Here is a 15565-nt window from a genome sequence, read left to right as displayed (position 1 = left end):
CAAATAAAGCATGATTCTACAATCCGAATGTTACCTTTGTACGATAGTCAACACAAAACAGAGCTCGCTCGTGTTGTGACTCTGGTTTATGCAACTTTCACGAATGCACTTATGCTTATTATTGGCCCGGCCGAATTATTAGAAGGTGACGGTACGCAGCTGCGGAATTCTGAAGCTTCATGAACTCGAAAGCTACTACCGCCGGTGCTGTAACCACCGACTCGGACTTGGTGCGAACGAGCAGAGATGGCGACCAGTTCCACTATCATTGGGCCGCGCGCCACTGCCTATCGCTATTGCCGGGCGTTAGCGACTTGGTTGCCATTTCCATTGAGGGCGCATCGGCTCTCGAGGGGCCGGGCTCTGCCAACGAAGGCGATGAGCTTATCGATGTAGGTTTCTACTTTGGCAGCGAGAGGTTAAAGGACGCGCGCCTCATTCGCTATGTGCAGTTGAAGCATTCTACGAAGCGTGCGCGCGACCCGTGGACTGCCAGCGGGCTGAGCAACACGCTTAAAGGCTTTGCAGACCGTTTTGCGAAGCTGCGCGAGGCGTTCACGTGGGATGAACTCAAGGATACCTTGCGCTTCACCTTCACGACCAACCGTCCCATCGATGAGAAAGTGATTGAAGCGCTAGCGGACCTCGCCGCTGGGAAAACTACGCGACACCCTTCAGTTGCGAATACTCTGCTCGGATATGTGAAGGGACTCGAAAGTGAGAAGGCAAATTTTTTCAAGCTCTTCACAATTGAACCGGGGGAACCTGACCTCTGGAATCAGCGCAATCTACTGTTCAAGGATGTAAGAACATACCTGGTCGAGACTGATTCCGGTGCTCCGCTTCAGCTCAAGGAGTTGGTGACGAGGAAGGCTACGTCTGAGCAAGCTTCGAATCCATCTATTCGTCGTCCTGATGTACTCCGTGCGCTCGAGACTGATGAGGCGGACCTTTTGCCAGCACCGTGCTTGATTGCAGGCCCTGCTGACGGCACACTTCCGCGGGAGCAGGAGGGAGAAATTCGCGCTATTCTGGAGTCCGCGACTCACCCTGTCATCCTGCATGCAGAAGGTGGCGTCGGGAAGTCAATCCTCGTGTGGCAGCTTTCCAAGTCTGCCCCCGAAGGTTCCGTCGCGGTTCTCTACGATTGCTTTGGCGATGGGCTTTACAGAAGCGCGCAACATTACCGACACCGAGAAAAGGACGCGCTTCCGCAAATAGCAAACGAGCTTGCCGCTCAGGGGTTGTGTCATCCGTTGATTCCAGTTCGGGGAACGGATAGCAAGCAGTACATGCGCGCATTTGTGGCAAGACTGGCTCAGGCTGTCACCTTACTTCGAGCCAAAACTCCCCTTGCCAACCTCTTTTTGATAGTCGATGCTGCGGACAATGCGGTTATGGCAGCTAGAGAGTTCGATGACCCGGCCTTCGTGCCCGACCTCATTCGTACGGTGATGCCGGATGGTGTGAAGCTTGTGCTCACCTGCCGGACCCATCGGCGAGACCATTTGCAGGCACCACCCGATGCGATTCTTGTTGAACTTCGCCCATTCAGCCGCGAGGAGACAGCTAAACACCTAAAGAATTTCTATCCAGACGCTACCGATAGCGATATCTCCGATTTCGGATTTTTAAGCAGTTCCAATCCGCGAGTTCAGGCGGTGGCTTTGAGTCGTAAGCTGCCATTAAAGGACATGTTGAAGGCGTTAGGGCCTTCACCATCGACAGTTGAGCGGGCTATCGCCGACCTGCTGGCGCAAGCGGTCGAGAAGCTGAAGTTTCGAGAAGGCCATGTCGAAGCTGAACAGATTGGACTAATCTGCGAAGGCTTAGCCGTGCTGCGGCCGTTGGTTCCAATTGCAGTTCTTGCTGAGATTTCAGGCACGACTGAAAGCGCAGTAAAGAGCTTCGCCTATGATTTGGGACGACCGCTGCTGGTGAAAGGTGGAAGTCTTCACTTCCTAGATGAGCCTTCAGAAACTTGGTTCCGGCAGAACTTCCAGCCTGAAAAGGAAAAGCTGGCTACTTTTTTGCATCGATTGAAGCCCCTAACAGCCTCTAGCTCTTATGTCGCATCGGCCATTCCCCAACTGCTGCTGGCAGCGGGGCGAATGGATGAGCTGGTCGAATTGGCTCTATCTTCCGAAGGTCTGCCCACAGCGAACCCGCTCGAACGTCGTGATGTGGAGGTGCAGCGCTTGACCTTTGCGTTGAAGGCTTGCCTACAAGAGAAACGCTACGCTTCGGCGGCAAAACTTGCGCTCAAATTAGCCGGTGAACTCGCCGGCGTCGCGCGCCAGAATGACCTAATACAGGGAAACACCGACATCGCGTCTGCGCTTCTTTCTTCCGACCGTATCGACGAACTGGTGTCTCGGCGCGCATTCCGGGGAACTTGGACAGGTGCTCATCACGCCTATGAAGCTGGCTTGCTGGCGGGGCGAGTGGAATTCCTTTCTGAAGCGCGAAGCCACTTAAGGATGGCGATAGATTGGCTATATTCGTGGGCAGACATGCCCCAGGAAGAGCGTGAAAAATCGAACGAGCAAGTTGAAGCTAGCGACATTGCCGAACTGGCGATGGCTAAGCTGCTAGCGGAAGGACCGCAAGACGCAGTCAAATTTCTCAGCGTGTGGAGTCCAAGGCCGCTCTCTATGACCGCAGGCGGTATCTTGGCGCGTCGCCTTGTTGACCTTGGACGATATGAATTGCTTGACCAGTTGGCGCAACACGGCGCGCGAGATATCTGGCTAATGCTGGGATTGGCCGTCGAAGCGTGCAATGGTGGTCACACTCTTCCGGCCAAACCGGTTGAGACACTCATGAGAGCACTGGCTAGCCGCCGAATTCAACTTCATAACCCGGATAGGTCGACTTCCAACTGGAGCGTGCTTAACGGTGTCGCATCCGCTGTTTTACAGGCACTACAAGCGCTGCCTCGTGATGACGCGACATGGGCGAAGGTCATACGTCGCTATCTGCCAGAACACCCGCCCATAGAATTGACTACGCGTCACGGTTCGGAACGGCCGGCGATACTGAGGGCGTACTGTCTAGAGGCCGCATTATTGGGCAGGCAACTTGTGCTTATTGATTTAGCCCCAAAAGAAATTCGTGAAGAACTGGAGAAAAAACCGAACCATCACAGCAGAAGCTCCGAAACCGAAGCGTTTGAACTGTCTACGGGAGGTGTCTTGGCTTGGTTCCGCCTGACCGCGGAGATTGCGTGTGGAAAGATTCCGCCCGAGTTTAATGCGGCCACCCAGGAGGCGCTCAATGCAACGAAAGCTGCTGGGTCTAAAGATTACTACAATGTCTTCAACTTAGAGCAAATCGCGGCACTGGAATGGATACGAGCGATACGTGATGCGTCGGTATCGGACACCAAAACCCTTGCCGCATTTCTGAACTGGTTTAAAGAGAACGCGGACGCTTTCGGGACCGCTGCCATGACAGCTATCTGTCGCCTGGCAGCCCGCAAAAAAGCCCTCGAGAGTATTGCGCTCGAAGTGTCTGTTCGGACCTACGAAGCTATAGAAAATCAACGTGAACGCGCTGAATCTAGAGTCGAGTCCTACCAAAATCTTGCGCGCGCCATTTTCCTGACCAGTAAAGCGGAGGCCCGCTCCTATTTCGAGCGGGCGGTAGAGATTTCAAGCCGCATCGGGGAGGAGAACTCGGACCGCTGGGGGGCGCTCCTTTGCCTCGCCGAGGCAAGCGGAAAGAACAGCTCAGTCCGACCAAAGTCTGCCTACAGGCTAGCACGAGGCGCAGAGCTAGCTTACGATTATGTTGAAAGAGACAAACATTTCGACTGGAACCACACCATCGATGGATTATTGAGCTTATGCCCAGCTTCCACGATAGCAACTCTGAGCCGTTGGCGAGACCGGAAGCTTGGATACGCAGACAAACTTTTGAAAATCGCTGTCGACCGCTCAGTGAAGCGCGGCCTGTTACCGCCCATAGCGCCAATTGCGCTTTGCCCGATTGGCGACAAGTGGTCACGGGCAGAGGACCTGGCGAAAGCTCTTGAACACGAGTCTGCCAAGGATGTTCAGCGCAAAATTCTCGGTGTTGGCTATCGCTATTTTAAGTTCAGCTCGCCTGCCGAGAGCGACCTCGAGGGAGTTTCAACGCTGGCACGCGCTTGCGACTTCGTGGATTCCGACCTTGACAGGCTTCTCGCTGCATCGAGGCAACCGAAGAGTGATAGCGGGAATTCTGTAAGGCAGAACGCGCCGCAGATGTCGGTGAAGCGCAACGACCCCGATTGGAATGTTCTATTCAACGGAGTAGACCTAACGAGCTCAGTGGAGCTTCGCAGCGCTTACTTGCTACTGAAAGATTTCGACCCGCCTTACCAGACTTTTGAGTTCTACACAGAGGCGCTGCAGCGATGTGGCTTGGGCGGTGCCGCCGAGTTCTGTCTAGCCGTTGCGCAGTGGCCGGATTTTGGGAACTATGAATTAAGGCATCTCTTAGATGTGCTCGGGCAGCAAAGTATGAAGCCGGTTGCTCTACGCAAGGCACTGGCAAGCGTAGCGCTAGCCGTATGTAGAAGAAGCCCCGAGTGGGCCAGGAGACGGAGGTGGGGAAGCTCGTTTCCATACCGCGAGCTCATCAGCGAAGGCATTGTTACCGATGACCAGATTGTGGAAGTAACGCTTGAAGGGTTTCTTGTCAAAGTCTCGACGCTTAACTCTGGAGAGCTCTTTCAAATGCTGGAATCGCTGTCTCATCTTTTAACGAGCGACGAGGCCGACGACGCGTTGCACTTTGGGCTGTCACTTCACGAGATGGACATGCGTCCCCAAGACGGCGACGGTCCCTGGAGCGATGTCATGAAGCCGGAGGATAGCTGCGAGGGCGCGGTGGCTGGTTATCTGTGGGCCGCACTAGGCTCACCTAGTGCGTCTGTGCGCTGGGAGGCTGCACACGCCGTGCGGGCGACCATCGAGCTTGGTTGGGTCCCGGTACTGTCTGCACTCGCCAAAGTGGCTGTCGTGAGCAAACCGGGCGCTTTCGTTGATAAGCGGTTTGTCTTTTATGAATGGCATTCTCGTCTGTGGCTCAACATTGCGCTAGCTCGGTGCGCTGCTGAGCATCGTGATATGGTGTTCCTCTTTGGCGATTTTCTCTTAACGTCAGCTAAGGAAGAGCACGTGCTCCTGCGTCATTTCGCAGCCAGCGCTTTGCGCGAACTTCCTGAACTTTTGGGTGAGGCAACCACGCTGGGCGACCCTGAGAAAATCAACGCAACTGAATTGCCACTCGTCGAGCATGCTTCCTATAGAGAACCTGAGATAGAGTCAGAGGCATCCGGCGACTCGACTGACGAGGTCGTGGATGAATACCACTTTGGATTGGACATTGGCCCATATTGGCTTACTCCTCTAGGCCGAGTCTTCGGCATATCGCCAAGCGGAATTGCTAGACGCGCCGTCCAAGCCATCCGCGAGTATATGGGGGGTATTACCGCCAGGCGTAATCACGACGCGCGCTACACGCATGGCGTATTTGCACACGAGCAGACCAGCCACTCACACGGAACCATGCCCCGCGTTGAAGACCTTGCGGCGTACAGTGCGTATCATGCACTGATGATAGTGGCTGCGAAGCTGCTTAAAACCAACCCGGTTGGCAAGGCGACCTACAGCATCGAAAATGACTTTGACGAATGGATTGAATATCGCCTTCTTACGCGCAAGGACGGCAAGTGGGCGGCGGATAGACGCGACCCTCAACTTACCAAGATTCCTCCTGCTCCGGAGAGATACGGCGACAAAGAATGGCGCTGGCAGATAACCACTGACCATCTCGATAGTCTTATGGAGACCGACGAGGGGCTGCAGGTAGTAGCCGGGGACTGGACAAGTGGTATAAATGACTCCGTAGAGACCATTTCGGTGAACAGTGCGTTGGTACCAAGACTCTCTGCGGCGGCATTTCTCTGCGCGGCGCAAACATCCTCGGACCCCCGAGGCTACTTCTTCCGATTCGAGGAAGACCAAGCGATGCCGGATGAAGACGCGGCCACGAGGTCAAATGGTGAAGCTCCTGAGCCGACATCGGTGATTAACCTGAGTGCTCAATTCAGGCTACGTCGGTGGAAGTCTGACCACGGTGAATCATCTGGTGTTGACGAATACGACCCTTGGGGTGAGCGCGTACGTGTTCCCGGCGATGAGCCGAACGCCGCCACAATCTCAACGATGGGCTTACGCTCCGTGGACGATGGGCGTAGGTGGGTGACCAAGAACGGTGCGCTCATGCGAAGTGAGACATGGACCCAATCGAGTGGTTACGGTCGCGAAGAGGAGACAATTCCAGGTACCCGCTTGAGTGCTGACAGAGCTTTTCTTAAGGAGCTCCTCGCCGCCAATCCTGGGCACTTCCTTGTCGTTGGTCTCAGGCTGCGCCGACGGGGCCCGCGCTATAGTTCAGATAATGATGACCATAGCTCGTATGTGTCCCCCTACAACCGCTACTACCTAATTGAAGAAGATGGAATCGCTAGAACGCTCAAGAGCAGTGATTGAACTCGGCAAGCGGCTTATCGTACAGCTGAAGCTTGGAGACGACGAACTTACTCAGTGGATGGCGCACCTGCTTGCTGAACGTATCCACAACGCCGAGGCTGCCCCTCCTGAGGACAGAGTCACGGCACAAAACTCGTGTGCTGAATTGGTCTTTCAGCTATGGGCGCAGAGGTACAGTCTGCCGCCTCGACTCCGTCCCTTGAAAAAGTTAGAGCCACTCCTGCGGACGCTTGACTCACTTGATGCCACCAACGGTTCGCGATTTCGCTTTATGCACGAGCCGCCGGCAGACGTTGAAGTTGAAGATGTCGTTGCGAAGTTGCTTGGCCTCGCGGAGGAACTTGACGACGCGTCGCGGATTTTGGTGCAGTACTTTTTGGCCGAGGCGGCCGAGCAGGCCTCAGAAGAATCGAAGCCTTGGATACAGAGCGCTGTCGATGCGGAAGCGGATGTGACGCTTGAAGTCCGCATCATCAACTTTATTGACGGTGGCCTTGACCGTTCCTCTGATGAGGCGAAATTATCCCGTGAAATATTGGAGAACAAGATAAATAAGCTGGAGCAATTTGCGTCTCTAGCAGCTTCTCATGCAGCATACCTGAGAGAAATGCACAATTTGCCGCCCGATGAAGTGACTGACGTTGAATCTGATGATGAATGATGAGGCCGCTGGAACTGCGGCGATGCGCGGAAATCATGCACGTCAAAGACAATGATGAACAGCGTTTTCTTCCAGACGTCCTCATGCCTTTTCAGCGCGTTGTAGATGTCGGCGACGAGCTTCTCTGCCGGGCGCACATCTGCTGGTGCGTGCGTGCTGTTGACAGGACTTTCCGGCGTGCCCATGAACGCGGGGGGTAATGAAGGAGTATGTCGCTAGCCTATTCGTTGCTGTCGTCCTCGACCTGTACCAGCCGTACAACTACCCGGCCAAATCGCTGGAAATCCAGTCTCGGTTGATGATGCTTGGGCTCGAGCCAAATCACCTCATGCTCATTGGCTCGTTCATCGTCGCCTATGGCATGTTCGAGACCACTTTGGAGCGCGCACTGTTGACGTTGAGCGAAACCAGCATCGAGGGCACGCGGCCCTTTACGGAGAAGATAAATACGGAGGCCCAGTTCAAGATGCTGGGCGACGGTAAAGTGAGCGTTCGGTCCGATTATCGCGCGCGTCGACTAGCCTGCGCCGGCGCAAGTGAAATCGGGCCGCAAGGCGGTCAAACTGCCGCAGAGCGAAGCGCGCTGCTCGTCTCACCGGCGCAGGAGCGCCCGGAGCGCACCTGGCAGAGCTACGAGGCCGAAGTCAGGCGCCCCGGCTATCGCGCCATCTCGCTTGCAACCTGGGAGATGTTCTTGCTGCTGACCAGCCAGCACCCGACGTTCGTGCTTACCGCCCGCGTGCCGCCGCAGCCCCTACACCTTGGACTTGGCTAAATATGCCTCGTAGCTGGTGACAAATTCCCATCCCGCGGGGAATTGCCAGTTCTGGCGAATAAGCCAGAGCTCGATGTCGGCCGCATTGAGGTCGCGCTTTTCAACCTCAGTGCATCTGGTGTCTACGCCGCCCAGGCCTGCCTCTTTATGCACCACTTCGAGCGAGGGAAACGGTCCGTCGAAGCATTTGTGCCACCTCGGAATACTGACCGATTTCGTAATCGCAGCCTTGAGCGCGTTTTGGCTACGGTAAGGCTCAGATTGAGTTAAATTTCCGACCTCGAACACGAGCCTCGGGTAACCGTTGCCAGTGGTGACAAGAAGCTCAAACGAAATAACGTTGAGCTGAATTCTGTTGATGCAGGTGCAATTAACGTTAAAGGCATCCGTAAGGCGAACCTTACTAAGCACTGGATGGCGGTTAGATTTCTTCTGACTGAGATAGAAGTATTCCTCGCATAACTTGTGAAGGGTTTGACCCTGCGGATTAAGCACTGGCTGGGCAGCGCAAGTAAAGTCCGGCGGAAAGGTCACGGCGATGTTGTTAATAGGAATTCCCCTTATTTCGTGGTGGGCGGTGACTAACACCAGCGTTTTTGTTGCGCGCTGCTACATTAGGGGTGGTAGTCCAAGTGGAACTGTCGGACATCAAAGGAAGTCACGTACTCCCAGTCGGCGGGAAAGGGCCAGTTCTCCTTGACAAGACGTAGTTCTATGTCTTCCATCTCGATAAGCCGTTTTGCGTCTGGATAGCTTTCGGCATCGTACTGCACAAATCCGTTATCAGTGGGATAGCTCACGTCGCGCGAAAACCGCGGGTAATTGTCGAGCGTGCCGCGTACCACCTCAAGGTGCGGGTGCGTGCCTTCGATATCCAGGCGAAACAGTGGAATTTGGGCATCTCTGGCGATGGCGTCTTTGTATGCATCCCGAGTGAGCTGCTTGGCCCAGTCTTCAACTCTCGCCTCCGCGGCTGCGGTGCTCAGCAAATGCAAGTCCGTTGGCTCCTTGTGGAATTTGCCATCGGCTTCGAAAACTGCCTTGGGATACCCGTTTCCGTCGATGATAAGTATGTCGAAAGACAGTGCAGCGAGGGAAATCTTCATTTCGAATGCAGGCATCGTCACGGCACCCACCACCGTAGTAGGTACCGGTATATCCGCGATGTCAGTATGGCTGAGTTTGATAGCCTCGTTTAACCGAACCTGGCTCAGCACCGGGTGGCGGTTCGCCTTCTTCTGGTTGCGGTAGAAGTATTCTTCGCAAAGGTTATAGAGCGTCTGCTCCCAGGGATTGAGCACCTGCTTGGCTGAGCAGGCAAATCCGGCAGGCAGGCTCACTGGTTGCGTGAAGGCCATGCGAGTTCTCCTTTTTATTGTCAGTGGGGCCGCAGCCGGCAAAGAAAAAGGCCAGGTTGTCCTGGCCTCGTTCCGCACGTACCTCGCAGACTGCCGATTTCCTACGGCACGGGGTGGTCTTCGGCACCGCTGACGATAATCCTTGAAACTGTACAAGGCTGTCAAGTAGTTGCCGCCACCTGCACTTCCGCTATGTCACAGGCATCAAAAGCTATACCGGGGTGCAGCACGTTGCTGTTAACCGGAAAGGAAATACTTATGACTCCTGCAAAAACCACAACGCTTCACACGCGATGCCTTGCTGAGCATCTCTGCGCGAATCATTCGAAGATTTCAGTGATGAGCTCTTCAATCGCCCTCGCGTCGATGCCCCCACGCTCGTCGTCGATGGTTACCACCAGTGATGCCCTGTCGCCCCCACCATCCGAGAGCAGCGCGACGCCATTTTCCCGGTACCATTCCAACTTGTTCTTCCATCTCTTCGCGTAGCCTGCGTCTGCAAGCATGCCGCAGTGCTCCCACAGAATGGTTCTGCCAAGTGATTCGTCTGTGATTGTGAAATCGGGAAGGCGATAGTCGCCATCCTTTCCGTAAAACCGAACTTCATAGCCTGCTTCAATACCATGCGCTGCCAGCGCATCATCGATGATGACTTCTGATTTCGAACGGAGTAACGTGCCTCGACGGGACCGATGAATCAATTTCTCATCTAACCAGTTGCCGTTCACTTGCACTGGTGCTGGCAACAACTCCGGCGCCTCCTTCTCGAACAGATTGGTGAAGCGAGCTGGGATGACTGCGTTGTCATCTGTGGCCAACTGCTGTAGTTCCGCAAGGTCACCTTGGTGAAGTATCACCACTCGCTTCTTCTGACGGGTCAGAGCCGTGTAGAGCATCTCGCGGCTGATGAGCCGGCTCTTCTTCGGCAGTACAAGGATAGTGGTTTCGAACTCGCTGCCTTGCGCTTTATGAACAGTCACCGCGAAGGCCAATTCCAGCGAAGGTCCCTTGTCAGTATCAAAGTCCGTCTTCGCGAAATTGTAGACATATCCCTTCTGTGACGAAAACTCGACCTTTGTGAGCCACGGGTCCGTGGTGGAATCGCGCGAAACGATTTCACCCTCAACCACACCAATTTCGCCATTGGCGATGTACTTGAGTGCTCCAGAATCCGGATTCACAAACTTCCGGCTATGGTTGCGCACGTTGATAACTTTGTCCCCGTAGACGATTTCCTCCATCCCCCTTGGCGGCGTTGTCCTGCCGCCGTGTGGGTGCCCATTGTTGGCCCAGGCAATCACGTCCTTGCGAAAGGTCCGGTGCAGCATGCGATTGATGTCTCTTGCTCCGAAAGCGTCATTGCGCAGCGGCGTCAGTACCTGCCAGTCGTCGACGCGGGCGGCTGCGCCGGGTCGGAAACGAATGTAGTCTCCGTCGCGAATCCCGCCGTAGCTCAGTGCAAATCCATCTTGGTCGTGTATGCCCTCAAGATTTAGTTCGGTGCAAAGAACTGCCAACATCGTTGTTCGCAGTTCTTCGGGAGTCTCCCAACGATGTGTGACTACACGGCCTGTGGTATCGCCTTGCCCGCCCAAGATGGCCCAGACCTCGTCCTCGCCTGGCGCTAGGGGGCGGCCACTGAACCAGTTCGCCAGTTGAAGGTCGAGCGGGAAACTGTCGGCCTCGCCTGAAGCCTTATGGCGTCGCTGGATAGTAAGTTCAGCATAGCCTTTCGCCACTCGCGGGAATTGAGCGCCTCCCTTAGGCGTGAGATGGGTCACCGCGTCAAAGAACGGCTTACCGGCTCCAATTGGGGGCAACTGCCTTGGGTCTCCCACGAGAATGACTCTTTCAACGCTAGTCTTAATTGCGTCGAAGAGTGAATGCAACATGTCCTCTGTCAGCATCGACGCTTCATCAACGATGACCGTCTTACATCCCTTATATGGTGCCCCTGGCACTGTTTTGTATTCGCCAGTCCTACTATCGAACCGCTCACCGCATCCTTTCAGGAACTGCGCAAGCGTCGATGCATCATGTCCGGCCTTTTGGCCTAATTGCACGCGGGCCTTGCCGGTTGGTGCCAATAGCGCTACCCCTTTCTCGGCGATGGACTCATGCTCACAAAGCGCTTTGAGCACGGTGGTCTTACCTGAACCGGCTGGACCAATTAACACTGAAAAGCGAGACGCTGCCAGTTCAGCCAACGCGGCCGCCTTTTCCTCACGAGCTCGTACTTCATCCGTGTCGTTCTCATCCAGTGGAGGCAAAAGCTTGTCAAGACGTGCCCTCCAATCGTCAGGATAGTTAAAGCGAGTACCGAGATTTGCGCGGTTGTGAATCTCTTTGGACAGCAACTTCTTGGACGATACATATCGGTGCAGCTGCAATGCCGGCTTGTCACCTTTGAGCGACACGCGGAGCACTTCGTAGGGGAAGAACTCTGCGACGGCCTCAATCACGTCCTCGGACACTGGGCATGGTGGCTCAAGTTTCGCACTTCGAATGCCTAGGATTGCCATTTCCTCAGGCAGCACCGTATGACCACTTGACTGCGCGGCTTCCTCAAGCTGGCCGATAACTTGCGCACGGACTCGACGCTTATCCAGTGCGCCTGACATACGTGAGGGCTCGGGTATCGGGTGCTTGAGTGCTACCGCTTCGACCGGAAAGGCACCTCGGTCAATTGTCTCAAGCGTGACGCGCTCGAGCGTATGTTCTTCGGAGGCGGGCGTTGAGAACCGGTCCCCCTCATAGATGACGTAGGGATTCTCAAGCAACTGCGCATCGACATAATCCAGGCCAGACGCGGTACGAACTGAGGAAACGAAGAAACGCTCGGCTTGCTCATTGGTCAGCGCGAAACGCGCTAAGAGCTTGAGCAGGTCAAGTCGGCTACCTTTCAGTTTCTTCCATACGTCGCTTAAATCTGTAGTCACCAACGTCCGGAGCGTAGACGGCAACAAAGCAGGATTGCGCATGACTTTATCCACGAGCGGCCATGGGTCTTCGTTCTCCCCCAATTTCTCCGCTAGATGGAGTGCCAAGAAGTTACCGTGTTGCACCCCAAGCGCCGTCAGCGCTGCGCCTAGCCCCGGATAGGCCCCCCGCATATTCCACAGTTCCGAGATTCGCGAATCAATCCAACGCAGCGCCTTGGGAATTTCGTCCCCATCAACCAAGATTGCCCGTGCCGCTTCCAAGGCGAGCTTACATTCTAGAAGGGCCGAAATCGCACCATCGTGACTTACATGCTCTGCGGCGTACGAAAATTCGGCAGATTGGCCGGCCGGCGAAAATGCAAGACATTGCTTCCAATCCAACACGACGCCGCGCTCTTCTGCCGCGACAAGCTCGGCATATGGCAGAAGGAACCCCTCACCCTCGCTCGGCCGAATCGAATGCTCGACGGTAACGTCCCAGACGTAGGACGTGTCCACATCACCACTTTTTCCTTCGCGTTCGTACTGAATCGGCTTTCCGATTTGCGTAACCCGTCCCACGCCGACAATCACTCGCCGCGCGTCGTCAGAGAACGGTGTTTGTTTAGCGTAGAAAAAACAAAGGGATTCGTGAGCTTTGACGGACGAGAAAAAGCCGTCCAGCATTGCGCGTTGATTGCGGCCATTCTGCAGCCAACCATTGCGAACCATCCACTCGGGCTCTGTCGGTTCACGTGAGGGGTCAAAGTCCACGCCCCACCCTGCGGCCAGTTTGTCTGCATACTCGCGGCGCATCCATTTAAAAGGGATGCAGGTAGCAGAATACTGCGGTTGTTGCAGCGTCATCGTTTTAAGGTCACGATGCTGCGGGCTTTTTGTTTTCTTGTACGGATGGACGAAGTCTCTGCGGAGCGTAAATGGCGCCATGAATGAAACGCGCTCTCGCACACAAGGTGGCAGCGCTGATTCAGGCAACTCGTCAAAGCGACGTCCCGCCACACACGCTTCGTCGCCGTCTATCTTCTTCGCGGCGATTTCAGTCAGCGCAGTACACGCAGCGTTTTCGCGTGGCCTCTTGCACACAGTTCCGCGCCACTGGTCATCATGCCAAGGTACACGAATAGAAATATGGTTGATGAAGGCCATGCGTGTCTCTTTCAGATAATAAAATTGTTGTTTGCTTGGATGGGGTAACGCACGGATACTCTGCACGACAATGTATCCTTAGGCAATATTTCGGTGAAAATATTCTGAACAAGCCCTTGCCTTGCGCGTGCGATTGACCATCCCCATACCGCCTAACCACTTCGAGGCTTACATCTTGAGTGACGATTGGTGCGTCAGTCTACCGTCCCTCAGCTTCCGCAACCACCATCGGCCAATGTTCGTCAAGTTTGCAAGCGAGCATAACGTGCCGGTAATGCTACGAGATGCGTGCGAGGAGATGCTAGAAGCGGGCTGCCACCAAGCGCTGCAGTTCCCTTGGCGGAGGTAAGGCTTTAGCTCGTCTATGGTGCCTTCCTCTGATACTCTTGCTTGAGCTCGACAGACTAGGCTATTACTCCAATCACTTTCTTCCGGTCACAGACGGAAAATGAAATTTCACTACCCGGCACCACAAGCGCAGGTTGAGGCGCTCCAAGAAATACTTAACGCGAATCCAGAGCCTGGTATCGACGACATTTGGGTGAGTTGGAACCCACGGTACATCGTGGCTGAGGATGCTGGTTTAGTCGTCGGGGTCGCTGGGCTCAGCTGGGGTGACGACCTTTGCGAACTATATAAATTGTATGTTCCACCGTCGAGCAAGCGAAAAGGCATTGGTACTGCACTGGTAGACAAGACGATGGAGATTTTGAGAGAGAACCAAGTGGCTGCACTTGGCGTCGAAGTAGTCGAAGGGAGTTTTCCATTCTGGGAAAAAATTGCCGAAATCTATCCAATCGAGCACTACTACGACAATAAATATATTTTTCACCTTACATGAGCTGGCCGCGTCCCGTTGGACCGGTCAGTGCACAGTGAGGTAGAACGCACTATCGTCTGCATAGGTTGTGTCAGGTAGTACAGCGAATTCCGAAGACTCAAAAATTAGGCGAAAAATCCATTAGCTCGACAAAATCAAGCCTGCGTGGATAATTAGGTTTAACACCGAAAATTCCAAGCCCCAAGTTGTTGGGGCCATTTTTATTTTCAGCGTTCGACGCCGACTTTTTGGAAGGAACTACGTGGCAAAGATTCATCAATGGAACGATATTAAAGAACGATTCACGCACGGGCTGCTGCTCGGCAACGGCGCCAGTATTGCTGTGCACCCTGGCTTCCGGTATGGCTCCTTGTACGAGGAAGCGCAGAAGTATGAGTACCTGACGCCAGAAGTTACAGCGGTGTTTGAGGCATTCGGCGTAGAAGATTTTGAACTGGTGCTGCGCCGACTTTGGCATGCTAAAGTCGTTAACGAGAAGCTGAAAATCCCTAGTGGACCTGTCGAAGAAGCGTATGTCCAAGTGCGCACTGCGTTGATTTCAACGGTTCGTAAAGTACACATTAGCCACGACGACGCGAAACCCTACTTGGTCCCTATCTATCGCTTCATGAGTGGGTTCCAGACAGTGGTCTCATTGAACTACGACCTGCTCGTTTATTGGGCATTGATGCAAGGAAGAGAAGAATTCCCGGGTCGTTTTAAGGATTGTTTTTACAACCGGCAGTTCATCGAAAGCTGGGAGGAGTGGCGTGAGCCTGTCGGAAAGTCCACGTTGGTATTCTACCCGCACGGGAACCTCACACTCGGCCGCAGCATGGACGACCAAGAGTGGAAATTGTCAGCAGCACCTGGACAGGACCTGTTGACCAGGATTCTCCTTGTATGGGAACGTGGCACGCGGACTCCGATTTTCGTCTGTGAAGGAACAGCCGAACATAAAATCAAATCAATTGGTGGCAGTGCGTACCTTCAGCGGGTCTACAGTGAGGTTCTGCCTCAAGTCGGCGAGTCGTTGGTTATTTACGGCTGGAGCATGGCCGGACAGGAAAAACACATTCTTCAACGGCTAAAGAACGCCAAGTGCAACCGCGTTGCGGTGTCGGTCTACGGTGGCAATGAAGACACCGTCCGCCATGCGACGCACGAGCTTCAGACCATAGGCATTGACGACGTCGTTTTCTTTGATGCGGCAAGCCCGGATTGCTGGAACAACGCCGCCGCTGCTTAAGTTATTGTTAGTACTCTAAGCCAAGTTGGCTTCCCTTTTACGAAGGGTTGGGGAACAGCCTGTAATTAAGGC

The 15565-nt window shown here is 54.4% G+C and carries 9 protein-coding genes; 5 read left to right on the top strand and 4 right to left on the bottom strand.

Going from position 1 to position 15565, the window contains the following annotated elements; genetic code table 11:
• Positions 1–179 precede the first annotated feature (179 nt).
• Positions 180–6542: an AVAST type 3 anti-phage nuclease/ATPase Avs3a gene (gene avs3a, locus AC1RQG_RS13860; protein WP_493132247.1), complete on the top strand. Its 6363-nt coding sequence runs from the start codon at positions 180–182 to the stop codon at positions 6540–6542.
• Complete coding sequence (gene avs3b / locus AC1RQG_RS13855) at positions 6508–7203, top strand: AVAST type 3 anti-phage protein Avs3b (RefSeq protein WP_493132245.1); 696 nt, start codon at positions 6508–6510, stop codon at positions 7201–7203. Before avs3a ends, avs3b begins: the two co-directional genes overlap by 35 nt.
• Here avs3b and AC1RQG_RS13850 read toward each other — a convergent pair.
• Entirely contained in the window at positions 7128–7388 is a 261-nt protein-coding gene (locus tag AC1RQG_RS13850; protein ID WP_493132243.1) for an alkaline phosphatase family protein, read from the bottom strand. The genes avs3b and AC1RQG_RS13850 overlap by 76 nt on opposite strands.
• Positions 7389–7402: 14 nt before the next feature.
• Between AC1RQG_RS13850 and AC1RQG_RS13845 the strand changes: the two genes are divergently transcribed.
• Positions 7403–7978, top strand: coding sequence for a hypothetical protein (locus AC1RQG_RS13845; RefSeq protein ID WP_493132241.1), 576 nt, complete (start codon positions 7403–7405; stop codon positions 7976–7978).
• Here AC1RQG_RS13845 and AC1RQG_RS13840 read toward each other — a convergent pair.
• From AC1RQG_RS13840 to AC1RQG_RS13830, 3 genes are all read right to left on the bottom strand, one after another.
• Positions 7958–8566 (bottom strand): hypothetical protein, encoded by a 609-nt coding sequence (locus tag AC1RQG_RS13840; protein ID WP_493132239.1) that lies wholly within the window; start codon positions 8564–8566, stop codon positions 7958–7960. The genes AC1RQG_RS13845 and AC1RQG_RS13840 overlap by 21 nt on opposite strands.
• Before the next feature lie 26 nt (positions 8567–8592).
• Complete coding sequence (locus AC1RQG_RS13835) at positions 8593–9336, bottom strand: PDDEXK family nuclease (RefSeq protein ID WP_493132237.1); 744 nt, start codon at positions 9334–9336, stop codon at positions 8593–8595.
• 320 nt (positions 9337–9656) lie between these two features.
• On the bottom strand, positions 9657–13490 hold the full coding sequence (locus AC1RQG_RS13830) for an AAA family ATPase (protein WP_493132235.1): 3834 nt from the start codon (positions 13488–13490) through the stop codon (positions 9657–9659).
• A 382-nt stretch (positions 13491–13872) separates the two neighbouring features.
• Here AC1RQG_RS13830 and AC1RQG_RS13825 point away from each other — a divergent pair, with 382 nt between their 5' ends.
• Together AC1RQG_RS13825 and AC1RQG_RS13820 are read left to right on the top strand one after the other, a co-directional pair.
• A complete protein-coding gene (locus AC1RQG_RS13825; protein WP_493132233.1) occupies positions 13873–14265 on the top strand; it encodes a GNAT family N-acetyltransferase in 393 nt (130 codons plus the stop codon).
• A 241-nt stretch (positions 14266–14506) separates the two neighbouring features.
• The gene (locus AC1RQG_RS13820) at positions 14507–15493 is read left to right on the top strand and encodes a DUF4917 family protein (RefSeq protein ID WP_493132232.1); all 987 of its coding nucleotides are present in this window, start codon (positions 14507–14509) and stop codon (positions 15491–15493) included.
• Positions 15494–15565 lie beyond the last annotated feature (72 nt).

Source organism: Rugamonas sp. GW822-FHT03B10 (assembly GCF_058801745.1).
This window is presented reverse-complemented; position numbering and strand designations above follow the sequence as displayed.